Here is an 18218-nt window from a genome sequence, read left to right as displayed (position 1 = left end):
ACCCCTTGCTACTCCGGTTGTCAGGTCGATCAGGCGGGGAGACCGCTGATGGCCTTCATTTCCATGAAGTCCTTAAGACCATAGAGCCCGCCTTCACGGCCATTGCCTGATTGCTTGTAGCCACCGAACGGTGCGCCGGGAGTGGGGCCCCAGTTGTTGATCGCGACCATGCCCGCGCGCAGGGCCGGGGCGACTTCTGCCGCCTTGGCCGGATCGCCGGTGATGCAGGCCGAGAGGCCGTAGGCCGTGTCGTTGGCGATCTCGATGGCCTGGTCGAGGCTGTCGTATGACATGATCGTGGCTACGGGTCCGAAGATTTCCTCTTGTGCGATGCGCATGTCCGGCGTGACGCCCGAGAACACCGTGGGCTTGATGTAGTAGCCGCGGTTGACGTTGGCGGGCAGGTCGGGGCCGCCGGTCTCGAGCTTGGCGCCTTCGTCGATGGCGGACTGGATCAGACCGCGGATCTTGTCGAACTGCGCCTTGTTGACGACCGGGCCGAGGTGGTTGCCTTCCTGCAGCGGATCGCCGACCGGTGTGGCCGAGTACATCGCCGAGACGAATGCGGCGGCCTCTGCATCACGCTCGCGCGGCACGAGGATGCGGGTGGGCGAGATGCACGACTGGCCAGTGTTGATCAGCGGGCCCGAGGCGGTCGAGGGCAGGTACTTGGCGAAATCGGCATCGGGCAGGACAAGGTTCGGCGACTTGCCACCCAGTTCCTGATGGACGCGCTTTACCGTGTCGGCTGCGGCCTTGGCGACGAGGATGCCTGCACGGGTCGAGCCGGTGAAGCTGACCATGTCGATGCCAGGGTGCGAGCTGATCGCAGTGCCGACGCCGGGACCATCGCCCTGGACAAGGTTGAACACGCCCGGTGGAACGCCTGCGGCATCGAGGATTTCGGCGAAGATCACCGCGTTGGTCGGGCACTCTTCCGAGGGCTTCAGGATCATGGTGTTGCCTGCGGCGAGCGCCGGGGCGACCTTGAGGGCGATCTGGTTGAGTGGCCAGTTCCACGGGGTGATCATGCCGACCACGCCGATCGGCTCGTAAGCCACCTTGTAGGCGCCGTTGTCTTCCATGAAGTTGAAGTTCTTGAGCGCGGCCATGGTGCCGAGGAAGCCGCCGATGCCGGCGCCGACCTGGGCGGTTCCGCCGAAGCTGACCGGGGCACCCATTTCCTCTGCCATCGCAACGGCGAGATCAGGGGCGCGCTTCTTGAACTCGGCGACGATGCGATCCATCAGCGCAAGGCGCTCCTCGCGCGTGGTCTTGCTGAAGGTCTTGAAGGCGCGCTGGGCAGCTGCCACGGCCTTGTCGACATCGGCTTGCGTGCCGAGCGTGATTGCGCAGATGGGCTCTTCCGTAGCCGGGTTGATCACTTCGTGGCGCTTGCCGCCCTCGCTGTCGACCCACTTGCCATCGATGTAGTGCTGAAGCCTCTCGCGCATTGCCGTGTCTCCCGAAAATGAGTGGGCCGGACACTTAGCTGCCCGGCTCCTGCCCTACGGAAGGTAAGCAGCCGCGTTGCATTCTGCAACCTGCCGGCCGTGTCCGATCATGTCACCGGGAGCGCAACCTGACGCTGTGGATCAGATCCGTCGGCCGCGGAACAGATGCACCAGCCCTATCAGGATCGCGATGATGAGAACGATGTGGATAAGGCCGGCAGTCACCTTGAAGGCAAAGACGCCGAGCGCCCACAGGACGAACAGGATCAGCGCGATGGTCAGAAGCATTGAGGGTCTCCGATGCGTTCCTCCCGCCCGCGCCCGTTGGCCCATCAATCCATGGAGGGCCACGCGGTTCCTGTGGCGTAGAACCTATTCAGCGATAACCATTTATTCGGAACCGCTTGCTAGGTCTTGGAGCATGGGGACGGGACCCACCTTCATGCGCGCCGGAATCCGGCACGATTCCGGCGCGGCGGGAGCTGTGTGGATCGTCGTGGGCACTTTCCTAGCGCTTGTGGCGCTGACGGCGGCGCTGGTGGCAGCGTTCAGCAATTCGACCAGCATTGCGGACCGCTTTGCCCGGACCGAGGAGCAGCGGCTGGTCGAGCGCTTCATCGAGCGTACCGAGCGCCAGATCCTCGAAGCCGACAGATTGCAGGTCGTCTGGGATGACGCTGTGGTGAAGCTCAATGCTCTCGATGCCGAGCAATGGGCCCGCAATTTCCTCGCGGGATACTTCTGGGGCAGCCATCGCATCGACCGGATCTACCACGTGCGTTTCGATGGTACTGCAGTGCGGTGCTGGCAGGGGCCGCGCACGACGCAGGACTGCCGATACGGGCAGCTCGGGGCGACGGTGAAAGGACTGATCCGCCGGTCGGTACGCGACAACGATGGTCGGGATGTGGCCGAATGGCGGCCGCAAGGCGGCGTTCTCTGGCCATTCGACAGCAAAGGCCTGCCGATGTCGCGAGGGCTTTCGGCGATGACCTCGTTCGATGGTCACCCGGCGATGGTCGCGGTGGCCTCGGTCGTGCCTGACGTCACGCCTTCGCTCATGCACGGCGAGCCTGATTATATCGTGCTGGTGCGCTATGTGGATGAGCGGGTGATCAACGATCTGCAATCCTCGCTGCTGCTGGACGGGGTGAAGTTCTCGACCGAGCCCGACAGCAATCCGGCGCGCAATGCCCTCGCGGTGACCGATGCGCAGGGGCAGCGGATCGGATGGTTCTCGTGGATTTCCAAGCCGCCCGGGCCTGCGATCCTGCGCCAGACTGCACCATTGCTGGCAATCTACATCCTGTTCTTCGTTGGCGTGGTGGCAGGCGGGGCGATCATCGTGCGGCGCATGCGGCGCACGACCAGCGAACTGGTGGCGAGCGAAGCGCAGGCGCAGCACAACGCGTTGCACGACGCAATGTCGGGCCTGCCCAACCGTGCCCACTTCATGCAGCGTCTGCGGCAGGAACTGGCGAATTGCGTTCAGCAGCCTGACCTTGGCGATGTTTTCGTGGCCTATGTCGACATCGACCGCTTCAAGGTGGTCAACGATACGCTGGGCCACCATGTGGGAGATGAACTGGTCCGGCAAGTGGCGCTGCGCATGCGTCGGTCGCTGCCGCCCGGCGATTTCCTTTCGCGCTTCGGCGGCGACGAGTTCGTGTTGCTGCGCCGCTCGACCGGCGGGCGGGCGGCGGCAGATATGCTAGGGCGCCAGCTCATGGCCATCGCGCGCGAGCCGTTCGTGATCTCGGGCAACAATCTCGAAGTCAGCTTCTCTTGCGGTATCAGTTGGGGACCGGAGCAGAGCGAGGATCCCGGCGAACTGCTGCGCCGCGCCGACATCGCGCTGTACCGCGCCAAGCAGCGCGGGCGCGCTCGCTATCGCCGTTTCACGCGCGACATGGACGCCTCGGTCAAGCTGCGGCTGGAGATGGAGATGGAACTGCGCCGCGCCATCGTTCGCGACGAGCTGACGCTGGCCTATCAGCCGGTTGTCAACGCGGCGGACGGCGCCGTGCTCGGCTTTGAAGCGCTGCTGCGCTGGCACCATCCCGAGCGGGGTTCGATCCGGCCAGGGCTGTTCGTGCCGGTGGCCGAGCAGGCGGGGCTCATGCTGGCGCTTGGTAACTGGGTGCTGCGCCGCGTGTTTACCGAGTGCCACGACTGGTCCGACTGCGAGATTTCGGTCAACCTCTCGCCGCTACAGATCATGGCAAGCGATTTCCTGCAGACCATCGACGCATTGGTGCGCGAAACCAGAGCAGACCCGAGCCGCTTCATCCTGGAAGTGACCGAAGGCGTCATGCTCGACCGTTCGGACCACGTCGTCGATGTCTTGAAGGGCCTGAAGTATCGCGGCTTCCGCATCGCGCTCGACGACTTCGGGATCGGCTATTCGTCGCTGAGCTATCTGCGCTCGTTCCAGTTCGACCGGATCAAGATCGACCGTTCATTCGTGCAGAATATCGAAGCGGATCTCGATGCGCATTCGATCCTGCGGGCGATCGTCTCGCTGGGCCATACCTTGCGGATGAAGGTCGTGGCCGAAGGTGTGGAGACGCCGATGCAGCGGGCGCTGGTTCAGGCGGCAGGGTGCCAGATGATCCAGGGCCATCTGTTCTGGGAGGCAATGCCTGGCGAGGAGGCGAAGGCCTTGATCGTTCCGCCAGAGCGCAAGCAGCGTCGCCTGGCCTGAGGCCGGGGCTGGCACTGGTTGTGGATCAGCCCTTGGCAGGCTTGGTCGAGGAAGCGTCTGCCGTCATGGTGCGCGGATAGATGAAGCCCTTGGCAGGGCTGGCGCGCAGGCCGACCGAACGGGTCGGCGCGTACCACACGCGGACTTCGCTCCAGTCACCGGCGGCCGAAACGTCGATCGCCATGACGCCCTTTTCGACCATGCCCGGACCCGACCAGTTGGCATGGTCGATCAGGATGTGGCGGGCATCGACAACCTTGCGGACGACTGCGACGTGGCCATAGGGCATTGCGCGGGTGCCGGCAAAAGCGAGCACTGCACCGGCCTTTGGCTGCTGGCCGCGGTCGTAGCTGCCTTCGGCATTGCTCCACCAGTCACGCGCATTGCCGCTGATCTGGACGTCGGAAATCTGGCGGGCATAGGTCACGCACTGCAGCCGGGCATGCGCTGCCGAGGGCAGGGCGGCAAAGGCGAAGAGGGCGAGGAAGGCTGCGACCGCGTTCTTTAGCATGTGCAGCATCACTAAGGATTTCGGGGGATTCGAGGAGTCCTGCGCGCCTCCGTTCATCCTGCGGCAATCACAGTTCACCTCGCTTCGTCGAATTTTTCTGACGCGCTGTGGATAAAATCACAAATCGGTGCGTTTCCCGCTGCAGGCGGTGGCGCAAACCAAAAGGGCGCCCGGTTTCCCGGACGCCCTTTCGTGTCATCGCTGATCGGATGGATCAGAGCGAGTAGTACATGTCGAACTCGACGGCCGACGGCGTGGTTTCCCAGCGCATCACTTCCGGCCACTTCAGTTCGATGTAGGCTTCGATCTGGTCCTTGGTGAACACGCCACCCTGGAGCAGGAATTCGTGATCGGCTTCGAGGCTGTCGAGCGCTTCGCGAAGGCTGCCGCACACGGTCGGAACCTGAGCGAGTTCTGCCGGCGGCAGATCGTAGAGGTTCTTGTCCATGGCTTCGCCCGGGTGGATCTTGTTCTTGATCCCGTCGAGACCAGCCATGAGCAGCGCTGCATAGCACAGGTAGGGGTTGGCCATCGCGTCGGGGAAGCGGAACTCGACGCGCTTCGCCTTGGCACCAGCGCCATAGGGGATACGGCACGAGGCCGAACGGTTGCGGGCCGAATAGGCGAGCAGCACGGGAGCTTCGTAGCCCGGCACCAGACGCTTGTAGCTGTTGGTGGTTGGGTTGGTGAAGGCGTTCAGCGCCTTTGCGTGCTTGATCACGCCACCGATGAAGTACAGGCACATTTCCGACAGGCCAGCGTAGCCGTTGCCGGCGAAGAGCGGCTTGCCACCATCCCAGATCGAGATGTGGGTGTGCATGCCCGAACCGTTGTCGGTCTTGATCGGCTTCGGCATGAACGTGGCGGTCTTGCCATAGGCCTGAGCAACCTGCTGCACGACGTACTTGTAAACCTGCATGCGGTCAGCGGTCTGGACCAGCGTGCCGAAGGTCAGGCCGAGTTCGTGCTGGGCCGAGGCCACTTCGTGGTGATGCTTGTCGCAGGGCAGGCCCATTTCGATCATCGTGCGGACCATTTCGCCGCGGATGTCGACGCAGCTGTCGACCGGAGCGACCGGGAAGTAGCCGCCCTTGGCGCGCGGACGGTGCGCAAGGTTGCCGCCTTCGTAGTCCTTGGCCGAGTTGGTCGGCAGTTCGATGTCGTCGATCTTGAAGCCGTTGCCGTCGTAGCCGTCATAGAACTTGACGTCGTCGAACAGGAAGAACTCGGCTTCCGGGCCGACATAGACGGTGTCACCGAAGCCACCGGCCTTGACGAATGCTTCGGCGCGCTTTGCGGTCGAGCGCGGGTCGCGCGAGTAGAGTTCGCCGGTCGAGGGCTCGACGATGTCGCAGCAGATGACCAGCATCGGCGAGGCCGAGAACGGATCAATGTAAACGGCGTCAAGGTCGGGCTTGAGGATCATGTCCGACTCGTTGATGGCCTTCCAGCCTTCGATCGACGAACCGTCGAACATCAGGCCGTCTTCCAGTTCGTCTTCGCCGAGAACGGTCGAGACCATGGTCAGGTGCTGCCACTTGCCCTTCGGGTCAGTGAAGCGCAGGTCGACCCATTCGATTTCCTCGTCCTTGATACGGGCAAGGATGTCCTTTGCAGTTGCCATCGCTGGTCCTTCTTAATGCCCCCGGTGGAGACTGCCGGGGGGTATCTGGGGTGGTTGTCTGGAGGCTGCCCGTCCACAGGCCACCCCCGTTATGCTGCCTGCCGGACGCCAAGGTCCGGCCAAGCCTCAAACTGGTATCTTTATGCCGATCAGATCGAGTGATCAGATAGCATCATCGTTGCGCTCTCCGGTGCGGATGCGCAGTGCGCTTTCGACGGGGATCACGAAGATCTTCCCATCGCCGATGCGGCCGGTCTGAGCAGCCGATGCGATCGCTTCGGCGACCCGGTCGACGAGGGCATCGCCGACAACGACTTCAAGCTTCACCTTGGGCAGGAAATCCACGACATATTCAGCGCCGCGATAGAGTTCGGTATGGCCCTTCTGACGCCCGAAACCCTTGGCTTCGGTCACCGTGATGCCCGATACGCCGATCTCGTGCAGCGCTTCCTTTACTTCATCGAGCTTGAAGGGCTTGATGATCGCTTCGACCTTTTTCACGTCGTTCAGACCCCTGCAACGCGGGCCGGACTACCAAAGCGGCGTTCCGGCAATGATTTCCCGTGCGTGACTACGACTTTACAAGAATCGTGCCACGCGCTGAGGCAAAGCACTAGGCGATCACGTTGCAACGCGAAAGCCGTAAAATCAGGGGCTCGGCAAGATTTGAATCGAATGCGCAAGGACGACATGCGCAAGATTGCGCGGGCTTGTTCAAATCATGCTCAATTTTTGCGCAAGGGTTGCCTGTTTTTTAGGCAGGCAAGTCAGGTCGCGTAGGGCGGCTTGTCGAGGCCTTTCGGGCTCGCGGTGAAGATTTCGCAGCCGTCCTCGGTGATGCCGATGGAATGTTCGAACTGCGCCGAGAGCGAACGGTCGCGCGTCACTGCGGTCCAGCCGTCCTCGAGGATCTTCACGCCGGGCTTGCCGAGATTGATCATCGGTTCGATCGTGAAGAACATGCCGGGCTTGAGTTCCGGGCCGGTTCCGGCGCGGGCGGCGTGGACCACTTCAGGAGCGTCGTGGAACAGGCGGCCGAGACCGTGGCCGCAGAATTCGCGCACGACGCCGTAGCGCTGCTTTTCGGCATGGGCCTGAATCGCAGCGCCGATGTCTCCCAGACGCGCACCGGGCTTGGCCTGTTCGATGCCGATCATCAGGCATTCGTAGGTCACGTCGACCAGACGCCTGGCCTTCAGCGGGACGTCGCCGACGAGATACATGCGGCTGGTATCGCCGTGCCAGCCATCGAGCAGCGGGGTGACGTCGATGTTGACGATGTCGCCGTCCTTCAGGGTCTTTTCCGAAGGAATGCCGTGGCAGACCACGTGGTTGATCGAGATGCAGCACGAATGGGTATAGCCGCGATAGCCAAGCGTTGCCGGGACCGCGCCGCCATCGAGCGTCATCTGGCGGACGACATCATCGAGGTAATCGGTCCGCACGCCGGGCACCACCAGCGGGGCCAGCGCATCGAGGATCTCGGCAGCGAGGCGTCCGGCCTTGCGCATGCCTTCGAAACCTGCGGGCCCATGGAGCTTGATCGTGCCGTCACGCAATTGGACGTCGTGGTCTTCAACGGTCAGATATTCGGTCATGCGCGCCATGTAGCGACATTGCCTGCAAATTGCGAGATGTCCGCGCTGGCTGTTTCATCCGGGCAGGCTTCACCTGGGAAATCGGCGCCTTGCGACGCGCCGCGCCATGCGGCATGTCCTTGTGCAAGATGACTGACAGAAACGCGCTGATCCAGCCCGATCGCGGCCAGCAGGCCATTGCCCTCCATCTGGTCGACAAGGCGACGCTGCCCGACTTTCTAAAGAGCCTCAACGGAGGGCAGCGTGCCGCGCTTGCCGCGCAGAAGTTCGAAGGCGGGGGCTATGAGCATGCGATCGTGCCTGATGGCGACGGCTGGTTCGCCGTGGCGGGCGTGGCCAACGTCAACGACCTGTCTTCGTGGTGCATAGCCAAGCTGGCCGATGTGCTGCCGGGCGGCACCTACCGGCGTGCTGGCGGCGAGCCGGGCAAGGCGCTGCATGGCTGGGTGACAGGGCAATACCGCTTCGACCGCTATCGCAAGGACGCCAAGGATGCCGAACCGCGCATCCTGCTGACAAAGGACGTCGCGCTGATCGAGCCTGCGCTGGCCGAGGCGACGGCGGTGCTGATGGTGCGCGATCTGGTAAACACGCCCGCCGAGGACATGGGGCCGCTGCAACTCGAGGCCGAGGCACGGGCTCTGGCCAAGCGGCATCATGCCGAGGTCCATGTCGTGTCGGGCGATGCGCTGGAGCACGACTATCCGATGGTCCACGCCGTCGGCCGTGCTGCTGCGCGCAGCCATGCGCCGCGCCTGATCGAGATCGAGTGGGGCGATCCCAAACTACCGCGCGTAGCCATCGTCGGCAAGGGGGTGTGCTTCGATTCGGGCGGGCTGGACATCAAGCCGTCCTCGGGCATGGCCTTGATGAAGAAGGACATGGGCGGGGCAGCGCACGCGCTGGGACTTGCGGGGCTGATCATGGCCATGGGCCTGAAGATCCGGCTGCACGTGCTTGTTCCTGCGGTGGAAAATGCCATCTCGGGTAACGCCTTCCGACCGGGCGACATCCTGCGGTCACGCGCAGGGCTTTCGGTGGAGATCACCAACACCGATGCTGAAGGCAGGCTGGTGCTGGGCGATGCGCTGACCCGGGCTTGCGAGTTCAAGCCTGACCTGGTGATCGATTTCGCCACATTGACTGGTGCGGCGCGCGTCGCGCTGGGGCCCGATCTGCCTGCGATGTTCGCGCGCCGGGCGGAAACCGCGCAGGGGCTGCTGTCCGCGGGGATCGAGCGGGACGATCCGTGCTGGCAGCTTCCGTTGCACGAGGGATACCGTGAATACCTGAAGTCTGACGTGGCCGATTTGCAGAATTCGCCCGCGAACGGCTTTGCCGGGGCCAGCGTGGCCGCGCTCTTTCTTGACCGCTTTGTCGGCGAAGGCATTGATTGGGCACACTTCGATACCTTCGCATGGCGCCCTGTGGGCAAGCCGGGCCGTCCCAAGGGCGGCGATGCCTTGGGGCTGCGCTCAGCCTGGGGTCTGCTCAAGAGCCGCTATTCGTGACGCGCCACCGCTTGCCTGACAGCGCCGACGCCGCTAATCGCCCGGCTTTCCTGCTGCGGGGACACCCTGAATTGACTGTCGAAGCCATGCCTCTTTCCACCGACCTGCCGACCGGCCCGCTCCAGTTGACGCGCCCGTCGGACCGCTCGGACAAGCCGCACCTGCCGGTGCGTGGCGATCTTGCGCACATCGGGCTCGCGGGGAAGTACTTCGTGCCGCACTACGCCGTGCCGATGCCGCACGCAGTCAAGGGTGACGCGGTCCTGCGCGGGGCTGGCAAGGCCGATGCGGTGGAACTGCGCGCCTTGGCTGCAGGCGAAGTGTTCGACGTGCTCGACATCGCGGGTGGCTGGGCCTGGGGACAGGCCAAGTCTGATCTGCTCGTCGGCTATGTCGAGATGAGCAAGCTGGAAGCGGTGAAGTGACCACATCGGTTTTCATCGACGGTGCCGCTGGGACGACCGGGCTGGAGATTGCCGAGCGGCTTGCCGGACGCAGCGAATTTGCGCTGATCGCGCTTGATGACGCGCGCCGCAAGGATGACGCGGCGCGGGCCGAGGCGATCAACGATGCCGACGTGGTGATCCTGTGCCTGCCGGACGAAGCCGCGCGTGATGCCGTGGCGATGATCCGCAACGATCGCACCAAAGTGATCGACGCGTCGACCGCGCACCGCGTGGCCGATGGCTGGACTTATGGTTTCCCCGAAATCGTCGGGCGCGAGACGGTGGCAGCGGCCAAGCGGGTTTCCAACCCCGGCTGCTATCCCACCGGCTTCATCGGCTTGCTTGCGCCGCTGGTGCACAACGGCCTGCTGCCTGCCGCGTGGCCCTATAGCTGCAATGCCGTGTCCGGCTACTCGGGCGGCGGCAAGGCGCTGATCGGGCGGTTCGAGGACGATACGGACATCGCCTGGCGCGGTTATGGCCTGACCTTCGGGCACAAGCATGTGCCGGAAATGCAGCGCTATACCGGCGTTGCCATCGCGCCGCTGTTCAGCCCTGCGGTGGTCAATGCCCATCGCGGCATGGTGGTGGAGATCCCGCTGGCGCTGGGGGTGATGCCGGGCAACGTGCCCGCCGATCTGCTGCGCGCGGCGCTGACGCAGTTCTATGCCGGATCGCCGGTCGTGACCGTGGCGCAGGATCTTCCTGCCGATGGCGAGATGCTGATGCGCGCATCGATGGAGCCGTGGGACGGGTTGACGCTGCACGTGATGGGCAGCGCCGATGGTGAGCAGGCGCGACTGGTTGCCGTGCTCGACAATCTGGGCAAGGGGGCGAGCGGCGCTGCGGTGCAGTCGCTGAACCTGATGTCCGGTCTGGACGAGACGGCGGGCCTGCGGCTCTAACTGACATCAAAGCATTTGCGTCCCAGCGAAGGCGGGGACCTCAGTCGGCTTACTCTGATGTTCAGTAACAACACCGTGGCCACCGCCTTCGCGGAGGCGCAGGCATTTTTGCGTGCGCTTGGGCCGCATGCACCAAAAAAGAGGGGCGACATCGCGAGATGCCGCCCCTTCAGTTTCTGGAAACGTGACGTAGAGACTAGTTTTCGTAGAGACTACGCGACGTGGACTTAAAAGTCGGCCTGGAAGCCAACCTTGAAGTAACGGCCCAGGATGCCCTGTCCGCCCTGGATCGGGTTGTAGAGGTATGCACCGTAAGTCACGACATCCACCGGCGGCATCTTGTCGAACAGGTTCAGCGCGGTGAGCGACAGCGTGAAGCGGTCGTTGACCTTGAAGCGCGTCTGCAGGTCGAAGGTGATGTAGCGCGGCACGTCGCAGCCCGAGGGGCTGTAGCCGGGGTTCAGACCACAGTCCTTGTAGCCGGTGCCCTGGTCGACGGCCGAGAGATTGTAGCCACCGAAGTAGTTGAGGGTGGTATTGATCTCGAGGTTGTCGTCGAACTGCAGGCCGTTCAGCCAGTAGCCGTGCCACTTCGGCGTGCCCGAACCTGCGGTCAGGTTGAAGTTGCCGAGCGTGCCGTCATAGCGCTCCACCCCGCCGCCGCTTGCCGTCAGGTCCGACTCCAGCTTGATGATGTAGCTGGCTTCGAGATGGCTGGTGAAGCGGATGTTGTCGGTCAGGTTGACCCTGCCATCGATCTGGAAGTCCAGACCCGACACGCGCTGAGTGTTGGCATTGATCAGCTGCGACTGGACGAAGGCGATGCGCGGCGTCGCGTTCGGGAAGTCGGGGCTGACCGCATCCGGGATCACCGTGTAGCCTGCCGGGATCGGCTGTCCGGCATAGTAGGCCAGCAGCGCGGGCGAGTTCGAAGGCTGGGCAATCACCCCGGTCTTCTTGATGTTGTAGTAGTCGACCGAGATGCTGAAGTTGCGGACCGGCTCGAACAGGAAGCCTGCGGTGAAGCTGCGCGACCGTTCCGGCTTCAGGTTCGGCGAGGCCAGCGTGGTCTGGCCGTAGGAACCGGAGCGGATGTAGGTCGGGCAATCGCTGAACGTGGCGACCGTGCAGCCATACTGGCTGAGGTAGGCATCGTTGAACGCTGCCGAGGTGTTGGTCACGAACCCGGTGGTCGGCAGGGCGTTGGCCTCGCCGAATGACGGAATGCGGAAGCCCTTGGACCAGGTGCCGCGGATCAGGAGCTGGTCGATCGGCTTGAACTTGATCCCGGCTTTGGGGCTGAAGGCGTTCTGGCCGCTCGAATACTTGTCGTAACGACCGGCGAGGTTGACTTCGACCTGTTCGAGGATCGGCGCGTTGACTTCGGCAAAGCCAGAATAGACCCAGCGGCTACCCTTGGTGCCGAAAGCATTCAGAGTGAAGTAGCGCTGCGTAGGGCCGAACGTGTCCGGGTTGCCAGAAGGTGCGTCGACCGCTTCGTAGCGGGCACCTGCGCCCACTGCGACCTGGAGCTTGCCGCCCGGCAGTTCCATCAGGTCCGCGCCGAGCGTGCCTTGGAACTGGACCTGGTCGGAAGTGGCGTTCAGGATCTGCGTCGGGCGCAGGAAGTCGTTCTGGGCCTGCGTGTTCTGGGTCGGATCGACGAAGTTGTAGGTGCCGCGCGCGACTGCGGTCAGCAGGTTGGCGATGTAGACATAGCCTTCCTGACGGCGACGCAGGTCGTCATGCATCGCCGTCGCGCCGAAGTCGAAGTTGATGGTGTCGGTCAGGTCGCCCTTGATGCCGATTGCACCACGATATGCGCGATTGCGGGTTTCGTTGAAGGTCGGGCGGTCGAACAGGCGACCCTGGATGCGGGCCAGCTGGCCGGCAGCGGCAAACGGGTTGTTCGGGTTCAGCGTGCCATTGGTGGCGTTGCAACCGGTGTTGAGCCCGCTGGCATCGCCAACGCCGTTTGCGCAGACATAGACCGGCAGGGTCAGTGCGAACGATCCGGGCGCACGGGTGGCCGAGTTGTTCGAGGTCGAGAAGCCGGGGAACAGGATGCCAGCGTTGGAATTGCGCGCGATCTGTTCCGGCAGGCCGGTGTACGAGGACTTGCTCTGCAGGAAGTTGAACTCGGCGTAGGCCTCGATGCTGTCGTTCAGCATGGCCGTGACACGAGCCGAGACGCCCCAGCGTTCGATGTCAGGCTGGATCACGCCGTACTTGCGCGTAAGATCGACGGTGCAGGTCTGCAACGGCGCGGCAGCGCTGGCAGCAAGCTGCGCCGGCGTGAGCGTGTAGGCGCTGTCGCAGCCAACGTTGTTCAGGAGCTGGAAGCGGCCGAGCGCTGTGGTGTTCGTGGCGTCATAGGGACGAACGATCAGCGGGCCGGTGAAGCCGGTGTAGCTGGTGGCCGTCGGCGAGTTGAGGCGATCATCGCTGCCGCAATCGCCATCGGGCGAGCACACGCCGGTCTGGTTGTCGGTGTTGAACGGATAGCCGCGGTCGCGGTTCATCAGCTTCTTGCTGCGATAGTAGAAGCCCGAGATATAGGCGTTGTAGCCGTCTTCCTCGATGTCGCCCTTGCCGGCGGTCAGCGAGAGGCGATACTGCGGCGCATCGCCCCGCTCGGATACGCCGGCTTCGCCCCGTGCGCGCACGCCTTTGAATTCGCGCTTGGTGATGATGTTGACCACGCCCGCGATCGCGTCGGCGCCGTAGGCTGCCGAAGCGCCGTCACGCAGCACCTGCACGCGGTCGACGATGTCGTCGGGGATGGTGTTGAGGTCGACGAAGTTGCGCGAGCCGTCATCGGCCAGCGGGTAGTAGGCGGCGCGCATGCCGTCGAACAGGACCAGCGTCGAGTTGGTCGAAAGGCCGCGCAGCGAGATGGCCGAGGCACCGGCTGCGAAGGCGCCATTGGCGGTGAACGAGTTGGTCAGCGCCGGGCCGTTGTTGGCGGCCAGCGTCTGCAGGCCTTCCTGCACGGTCGAGATGCCGCGTTGATCGAGGTTCTCCTGCGTCACCGTGGTGACCGGCGAGACGGTCTCGGTATCGGTGCGGCGCAGGATCGAGCCGGTGACGACGATGGTCTGGGCATCGCCGCAGCTGGGATCGTCGGGGGTCGTGCTGCAATCGACGCTTTGCGGCGCGGCAGTTGTAAACGCGTCCTGCGCGAAAGCCGCGGTGGAGATCAGCGCGAAGCCCATCGCCAGCGGTGTTGCGCCCGTACGGAGCGCGGAGAGATACTTGATGTTCACGTGGCAGTCCTCTTGTCCTGAACGTCTGTTTCCATGGACTGGAAGCAGGCCCTTCCACCTCGCTGCGTGGCCTCCGCGAGTGCGGTCGGCTAGCGGCTGGGGGGAGAGAGGCGCCTGTGTGGCGAGGCAGATCGCCGCGTTCAAACGGGAAACCGGAGTTCCCACATTAAACGTTAGTTAGTGTTGTGTTCATGTAACAAGATACTGAAAGATAGATATAAAATATTCTCAGAAACGGTTCGTCGCAAATTGGAAGATATTTAGACATACCTATCGTTAGGAGTAAACTTAATTGCGCAGGAAACTTGTTACGGTTTCAAATCTTGCGCGTCCAGAGCCGTCGTTGAAGAGGTGGAAGGGGCATGGGGAGAGGTTCACGCACGAGCCACAAAATGGTTCCTGGAAAAAATGCACGGACGACATGATCTCCTGCGAAGGGTGCGTAGCGGTTCTCCGTTCCGCGCGCCTCCAGCGATGGACACAGGTGGTCGGGAGTCGTTCGGTGCATCAGGCGGAAAGGCACCGCGCCGAGCGTTGGACAAGAAAAAGGCCCGCACTCCGGGTGGAGGCGGGCCCTTTCAGTCGGCGCAAAGGCGCGCAAGATCAGTCTTCCGGCGCGATCGTCACGCGCAGGCCGTCAAGCGCGCTGGTCAGCTGAACCTGGCAGGACAGGCGCGAGGTTTCGTTGCGGTGGTCCGAGCTGTCGAGCAGGTCGTTCTCGTCTTCGCTCATCGGCGAGACCTTGTCTGCGAACGCGGGGTCGACGTAGATGTGGCAGGTCGCGCACGAGCAGCAGCCGCCGCACAGCGCGAGCAGCTCGTCGAATCCGTTGTCGCGGATCGCTTCCATTACCGACAGGCCGGCATCGGCCTCGACCGTCTTCTCTTCACCCGCACGATTGACAACCACGATCTTCGGCATCGTTCGTTCTCCAAATGCGGCGACGGGTCCAAACGCAGTCCCCGCGCCCCCTGTTCGCCTTTGGACGGCGCTGCTATCGCGCCCTATCGGGTTTGGCAACTGCCGATCCGGCCAAAACTCTGTTGCGGAGAACTAGGGTGGGACTGACGGGCGAGGTCATTCGCGAAGGGCTGGACCACATCGCGGCGCGCAACCCGCTGCTGGCCAGTGCAATCGAGCGGGTGGGTTATCCCGAACCGCGTATCCGTGAGACCGGTTACCGCACGCTGCTGCGCACCATTGTCGGCCAGCAGGTGAGCGTCTCGGCGGCCGCTTCGGTCTGGAACAAGCTGGAGGCGCTGCTGGGCGAGGACATGCCGCCGCATAACTTGCTGGCCGCCGATTTCGATTCGCTGCGGGCCTGCGGGCTGTCGCGCCAGAAGCAGGGTTACGCGCGGTCGTTGTGCGAGCTGGTGGTATCGGGCGAACTCGATCTCGATGCCTTGCCCAAAGATGACGAGGAGGCGATTGCCGAGCTGGTCAGGATCAAGGGCATCGGACGCTGGTCGGCGGAGATCTACCTGCTGTTCGCCGAAGGACGCCCGGACATCTGGCCTGCGGGCGATCTGGCGGTGCAGGTGGGGCTGGGCAAGCTGCTGGGCCTTGCCGAACGACCGAGCGAGAAGGAAACGCGCGCACTGGCCGAGGACTGGCGGCCCCATCGCGGGGCGGCGGCGATCTTTACATGGCATTGCTATAACAATCCGGCGCTGTAATCTGCTGCTGACAATAATGTGAGCAGGAGGGGTGCCGCATGGCGCGCAGGACGATCTTCATAACCGGGGGCGCATCAGGCATCGGGCGCGCGGTGGCGCAGCGCTTTGCGCAAGGCGGCTGGTTCGTGGGGATAGCGGACATCAACGAGCACGGCATGGCCGAGACCGCGACGCTGCTGCCGCCGGGGCAAAGCTCGCTGCACAAGCTGGACGTGCGCGACCGGGCGGCGTGGGATCAGGCTCTGGCCGATTGCGCGAAGGCTGCGGGCGGTGGGATCGATGTGGTGTTCAACAATGCCGGCATTCCGATTGGCGGCGCGATTGTTGACCTGACTTCCGAGGAGATCGAGCGCACGCTCGACATCAATCTCAAGGGCGTGATCTTCGGCGCGCAGGCGGCGCATCCATGGTTGAAGGCAAGTGGGCCGGGATCGTGCCTGCTCAACACGGCGAGCGCGGCGGGAATCTACGGCTCGCCCGGAGCTTCGGTCTATTCCGCGACCAAGTTCGGGGTGCGTGCGATCACCGAATCGCTGGATGGCGAATGGGCGGATGACGGGATCAAGGTGCGCGACCTGATGCCTGGGTTCATTGAGACGCCGCTGCTCGACCACGCCCCCAACCGCGCCAGCAATGAAGACATCCGTACGCGGGTGCGCGGCGCGGGGCTGGAGATCACGCCGGTAAGCGAGGTGGCCGAGGCCGCCTGGGCGGCGGTGCAGGGCGACAAGGTGCATACGCTCGTCGGCAAGACCGCGCGGCGGCTGGCATTCGCCTCACGCTGGATGCCGGGGGCCTTGCGCAAGCAGATGCGGTCTGCGGAGCGGCCTTTGGGGAAGTAGAGAGCTTTGTTTGTGCCGCCCGAGAAAAGCGGGGCCCCGGATCAGGTCCGGGGCGACGCTGGGTCACAGATGTCGCTCAGGCGAAAATTGCCGCATCAGAGATAGGTTTCCATCGCCCGCGCCATCGCTGCATCCCTTGCTGACAGCCCATCGGCATCATGCGTGGTCAGCGTTACTTCCACCCGGTTGTAGACGTTGAACCATTCGGGGTGGTGGTCGGCCTTTTCGGCGTAGAGGGCGACGCGGTTCATGAAGGCCCAGGCCTCGGAGAAATCGCCAAAGCGGAAGGTGCGGGTGATGGCGAGGCCGTCGCTGCGCAATTGCCATTCGGGGAGTTCGGCCAGCAGCGAATCGCGTTCGGCGTCGGTCAGGCGGGCTACGGTCATGATTGGTCCTTCTGGCATCCTTGGCAGTTGCCGCCGTTTCCCCTATCGCGTGTTTCCATGCAAGAGTGCGGTCTCGTCGCCACGGATATTGCCTGCAGGCGCGGGGACCGGATTTTGTTCCGGGGGCTGTCGTTTGCCCTTTCCGAGGGCGAAGTGGTGCATCTGGCCGGGCCTAATGGCATCGGCAAATCGAGCCTGATCCGTATCCTGGCAGGGCTGCTGCGGCCCTTTGCCGGGACGGTGGAGCGCACGGGCGGTCTGGCGCTTTCCGATGAGCGGCTGGCTCTTGATGGGCACGAACCACTCGAGCGCGCTCTGGCGTTCTGGCAGCGGATTGACCGTGCGGCGCAGGTGGAAGCCGACTTCGGGCTGGCTGACCTGCTCGACGTGCCGGTGCGCTATCTTTCCACCGGTCAGCGCAAGCGTGCGGCGCTGGCTCGCGTTGCCGCGAGCGGGGCGCCACTGTGGTTGCTGGACGAGCCGCTGAACGGGCTGGACACGCATTGGTCGTGCATCGCGCAGGCCGCGATCAAGGCGCATTGTGGCGCAGGCGGTGCCGTGATCATCGCTTCGCATCAGCCGCTCTCGCTCGATGCAGTGAAAGTGGTCGAGCTGCTGGACTATCAGCCGTGATCCGCAAGCTCTGGCCGATCTTCGTGCGCGATCTGGTGCTGCTGACGCGCGGCGCGCAAGGGCGGGGCGGGGCTGTGCTGCCGCTGTTGTTCTTCCTTGCAGTGGCGATGCTGTTTCCCTTCGCAGTGGGGCCGGATGCGCGGTTGCTGGCGCGGACCGGGGCGGGGGTGATCTGGGTGGCGGCGCTGCTGGCGGCGATCCTGCCGCTGGACCGTCTGGTCGAGCCGGACGTGGAAGCCGGCATGTTCGACCAGTGGGCCTTGCGCGGGATATCGGAAGAGGCGCTGATTCTGGTGCGCATTGTGGCCCACTGGCTGAGTTTTGGCGTGCCGCTGATGCTGGCTGCGCCGATTTCGGCGGGGTTGCTTTCGCTCGATGCGCAACAACTGTGGACGGTCGAGGTCGGGTTGCTGCTCGGCACGCCGGGGCTGGCGGCGATTGGCGTGACGATTGCGGCGCTGACCGCGGGCTTGCGGGCGGGGGCTGCGCTGGGCGGATTGCTGGCGATTCCGTTGGCGGTGCCGCTCCTGATCTTTGGCGCAGGGTCATTGCAGCCGGGTGGCGAGGGCGGACTGATGCTGCTGGGGGCTTGCAGTTTGGTGGCTATTGCCGTTGCGCCGTTTGCAGGGGGCGGGGCGATCCGCGCCGGCCGCGAGTAGGGC

General features: G+C 64.0%; 17 protein-coding genes. 8 read left to right on the top strand and 9 right to left on the bottom strand.

All coding sequences use genetic code 11. The annotated features are described in order from the left end of the window. Positions 1–29 precede the first annotated feature (29 nt). Together ACZ1JX_RS10050 and ACZ1JX_RS10045 are read right to left on the bottom strand one after the other, a co-directional pair. The gene (locus tag ACZ1JX_RS10050; protein WP_465123413.1) at positions 30–1454 is read right to left on the bottom strand and encodes an aldehyde dehydrogenase family protein; all 1425 of its coding nucleotides are present in this window, start codon (positions 1452–1454) and stop codon (positions 30–32) included. A 141-nt stretch (positions 1455–1595) separates the two neighbouring features. Further along, positions 1596–1742: a lmo0937 family membrane protein gene (locus ACZ1JX_RS10045; protein ID WP_465123412.1), complete on the bottom strand. Its 147-nt coding sequence runs from the start codon at positions 1740–1742 to the stop codon at positions 1596–1598. 154 nt (positions 1743–1896) lie between these two features. On the opposite strand from ACZ1JX_RS10045, the gene ACZ1JX_RS10040 reads away from it, so the two are divergent. Continuing rightward, positions 1897–4158 (top strand): putative bifunctional diguanylate cyclase/phosphodiesterase, encoded by a 2262-nt coding sequence (locus tag ACZ1JX_RS10040; protein WP_465123411.1) that lies wholly within the window; start codon positions 1897–1899, stop codon positions 4156–4158. A 25-nt stretch (positions 4159–4183) separates the two neighbouring features. On the opposite strand, the gene ACZ1JX_RS10035 is transcribed toward ACZ1JX_RS10040, so the two are convergent. The 4 genes from ACZ1JX_RS10035 to map form a co-directional block, all read right to left on the bottom strand. Further along, a complete protein-coding gene (locus ACZ1JX_RS10035) occupies positions 4184–4678 on the bottom strand; it encodes a CHAP domain-containing protein (protein ID WP_465123410.1) in 495 nt (164 codons plus the stop codon). A 205-nt stretch (positions 4679–4883) separates the two neighbouring features. Beyond that, positions 4884–6293, bottom strand: coding sequence for a type I glutamate--ammonia ligase (gene glnA, locus ACZ1JX_RS10030; protein WP_465123409.1), 1410 nt, complete (start codon positions 6291–6293; stop codon positions 4884–4886). A gap of 162 nt (positions 6294–6455) precedes the next feature. Then, positions 6456–6794 carry a P-II family nitrogen regulator gene (locus ACZ1JX_RS10025; protein WP_465123408.1) on the bottom strand — a complete coding sequence of 113 codons (339 nt, stop codon included), beginning with the start codon at positions 6792–6794 and terminating at the stop codon, positions 6456–6458. 266 nt (positions 6795–7060) lie between these two features. Beyond that, positions 7061–7891, bottom strand: coding sequence for a type I methionyl aminopeptidase (gene map, locus ACZ1JX_RS10020; RefSeq protein ID WP_465126395.1), 831 nt, complete (start codon positions 7889–7891; stop codon positions 7061–7063). Between the two features lie 128 nt (positions 7892–8019). On the opposite strand from map, the gene ACZ1JX_RS10015 reads away from it, so the two are divergent. The 3 genes from ACZ1JX_RS10015 to argC are packed head-to-tail and all read left to right on the top strand — an operon-like array spanning position 8020 to position 10753. Beyond that, complete coding sequence (locus ACZ1JX_RS10015) at positions 8020–9402, top strand: leucyl aminopeptidase family protein (RefSeq protein WP_465123407.1); 1383 nt, start codon at positions 8020–8022, stop codon at positions 9400–9402. Further along, the gene (locus tag ACZ1JX_RS10010) at positions 9399–9827 is read left to right on the top strand and encodes an SH3 domain-containing protein (RefSeq protein WP_465123406.1); all 429 of its coding nucleotides are present in this window, start codon (positions 9399–9401) and stop codon (positions 9825–9827) included. The genes ACZ1JX_RS10015 and ACZ1JX_RS10010 overlap by 4 nt, the downstream gene beginning before the upstream one ends. Next, positions 9824–10753 (top strand): N-acetyl-gamma-glutamyl-phosphate reductase, encoded by a 930-nt coding sequence (argC, locus tag ACZ1JX_RS10005; RefSeq protein WP_465123405.1) that lies wholly within the window; start codon positions 9824–9826, stop codon positions 10751–10753. The genes ACZ1JX_RS10010 and argC overlap by 4 nt, the downstream gene beginning before the upstream one ends. A 227-nt stretch (positions 10754–10980) precedes the next feature. On the opposite strand, the gene ACZ1JX_RS10000 is transcribed toward argC, so the two are convergent. Both ACZ1JX_RS10000 and ACZ1JX_RS09995 read right to left on the bottom strand, forming a co-directional pair. Next, positions 10981–13968 carry a TonB-dependent receptor domain-containing protein gene (locus tag ACZ1JX_RS10000; RefSeq protein WP_465126394.1) on the bottom strand — a complete coding sequence of 996 codons (2988 nt, stop codon included), beginning with the start codon at positions 13966–13968 and terminating at the stop codon, positions 10981–10983. A 654-nt stretch (positions 13969–14622) separates the two neighbouring features. Next, on the bottom strand, positions 14623–14940 hold the full coding sequence (locus ACZ1JX_RS09995) for a 2Fe-2S iron-sulfur cluster-binding protein (RefSeq protein ID WP_465123404.1): 318 nt from the start codon (positions 14938–14940) through the stop codon (positions 14623–14625). Positions 14941–15077: 137 nt separating this feature from the next. On the opposite strand from ACZ1JX_RS09995, the gene ACZ1JX_RS09990 reads away from it, so the two are divergent. Together ACZ1JX_RS09990 and ACZ1JX_RS09985 are read left to right on the top strand one after the other, a co-directional pair. Beyond that, a complete protein-coding gene (locus ACZ1JX_RS09990) occupies positions 15078–15695 on the top strand; it encodes a DNA-3-methyladenine glycosylase family protein (protein WP_465123403.1) in 618 nt (205 codons plus the stop codon). Between the two features lie 38 nt (positions 15696–15733). Beyond that, the gene (locus ACZ1JX_RS09985) at positions 15734–16537 is read left to right on the top strand and encodes an SDR family oxidoreductase (protein ID WP_465123402.1); all 804 of its coding nucleotides are present in this window, start codon (positions 15734–15736) and stop codon (positions 16535–16537) included. Between the two features lie 95 nt (positions 16538–16632). Here ACZ1JX_RS09985 and ACZ1JX_RS09980 read toward each other — a convergent pair whose 3' ends face one another. Then, positions 16633–16923 (bottom strand): 4a-hydroxytetrahydrobiopterin dehydratase, encoded by a 291-nt coding sequence (locus tag ACZ1JX_RS09980; protein WP_465123401.1) that lies wholly within the window; start codon positions 16921–16923, stop codon positions 16633–16635. A 57-nt stretch (positions 16924–16980) separates the two neighbouring features. On the opposite strand from ACZ1JX_RS09980, the gene ccmA reads away from it, so the two are divergent. Together ccmA and ccmB are read left to right on the top strand one after the other, a co-directional pair. Continuing rightward, positions 16981–17556 carry a heme ABC exporter ATP-binding protein CcmA gene (gene ccmA, locus ACZ1JX_RS09975; protein ID WP_465123400.1) on the top strand — a complete coding sequence of 192 codons (576 nt, stop codon included), beginning with the start codon at positions 16981–16983 and terminating at the stop codon, positions 17554–17556. Further along, a complete protein-coding gene (ccmB, locus tag ACZ1JX_RS09970; protein ID WP_144906678.1) occupies positions 17553–18215 on the top strand; it encodes a heme exporter protein CcmB in 663 nt (220 codons plus the stop codon). Before ccmA ends, ccmB begins: the two co-directional genes overlap by 4 nt. Positions 18216–18218: the final 3 nt, after the last annotated feature.

This window comes from Novosphingobium sp. BL-A-41-Hi4A-0G (assembly GCF_055521735.1).
The sequence above is the reverse complement of the archived record's forward strand: the minus strand, read 5'-3'. Positions and strand labels throughout refer to the sequence as shown.

Excerpts from the sequence above, each read along its gene's own strand:
- ACZ1JX_RS10050 (WP_465123413.1), bottom strand. The coding sequence starts at position 1,454 with ATGCGCGAGAGGCTTCAGCACTACATCGATGGCAAGTGGGTCGACAGC.
- ACZ1JX_RS10045 (WP_465123412.1), bottom strand. The coding sequence starts at position 1,742 with ATGCTTCTGACCATCGCGCTGATCCTGTTCGTCCTGTGGGCGCTCGGC.
- ACZ1JX_RS10040 (WP_465123411.1), top strand. The coding sequence starts at position 1,897 with ATGCGCGCCGGAATCCGGCACGATTCCGGCGCGGCGGGAGCTGTGTGG.
- ACZ1JX_RS10035 (WP_465123410.1), bottom strand. The coding sequence starts at position 4,678 with ATGCTGCACATGCTAAAGAACGCGGTCGCAGCCTTCCTCGCCCTCTTC.
- glnA (WP_465123409.1), bottom strand. The coding sequence starts at position 6,293 with ATGGCAACTGCAAAGGACATCCTTGCCCGTATCAAGGACGAGGAAATC.
- map (WP_465126395.1), bottom strand. The coding sequence starts at position 7,891 with ATGACCGAATATCTGACCGTTGAAGACCACGACGTCCAATTGCGTGAC.
- ACZ1JX_RS10015 (WP_465123407.1), top strand. The coding sequence starts at position 8,020 with ATGACTGACAGAAACGCGCTGATCCAGCCCGATCGCGGCCAGCAGGCC.
- ACZ1JX_RS10000 (WP_465126394.1), bottom strand. The coding sequence starts at position 13,968 with ATGGGCTTCGCGCTGATCTCCACCGCGGCTTTCGCGCAGGACGCGTTT.
- ACZ1JX_RS09995 (WP_465123404.1), bottom strand. The coding sequence starts at position 14,940 with ATGCCGAAGATCGTGGTTGTCAATCGTGCGGGTGAAGAGAAGACGGTC.
- ACZ1JX_RS09985 (WP_465123402.1), top strand. The coding sequence starts at position 15,734 with ATGGCGCGCAGGACGATCTTCATAACCGGGGGCGCATCAGGCATCGGG.
- ACZ1JX_RS09980 (WP_465123401.1), bottom strand. The coding sequence starts at position 16,923 with ATGACCGTAGCCCGCCTGACCGACGCCGAACGCGATTCGCTGCTGGCC.
- ccmA (WP_465123400.1), top strand. The coding sequence starts at position 16,981 with ATGCAAGAGTGCGGTCTCGTCGCCACGGATATTGCCTGCAGGCGCGGG.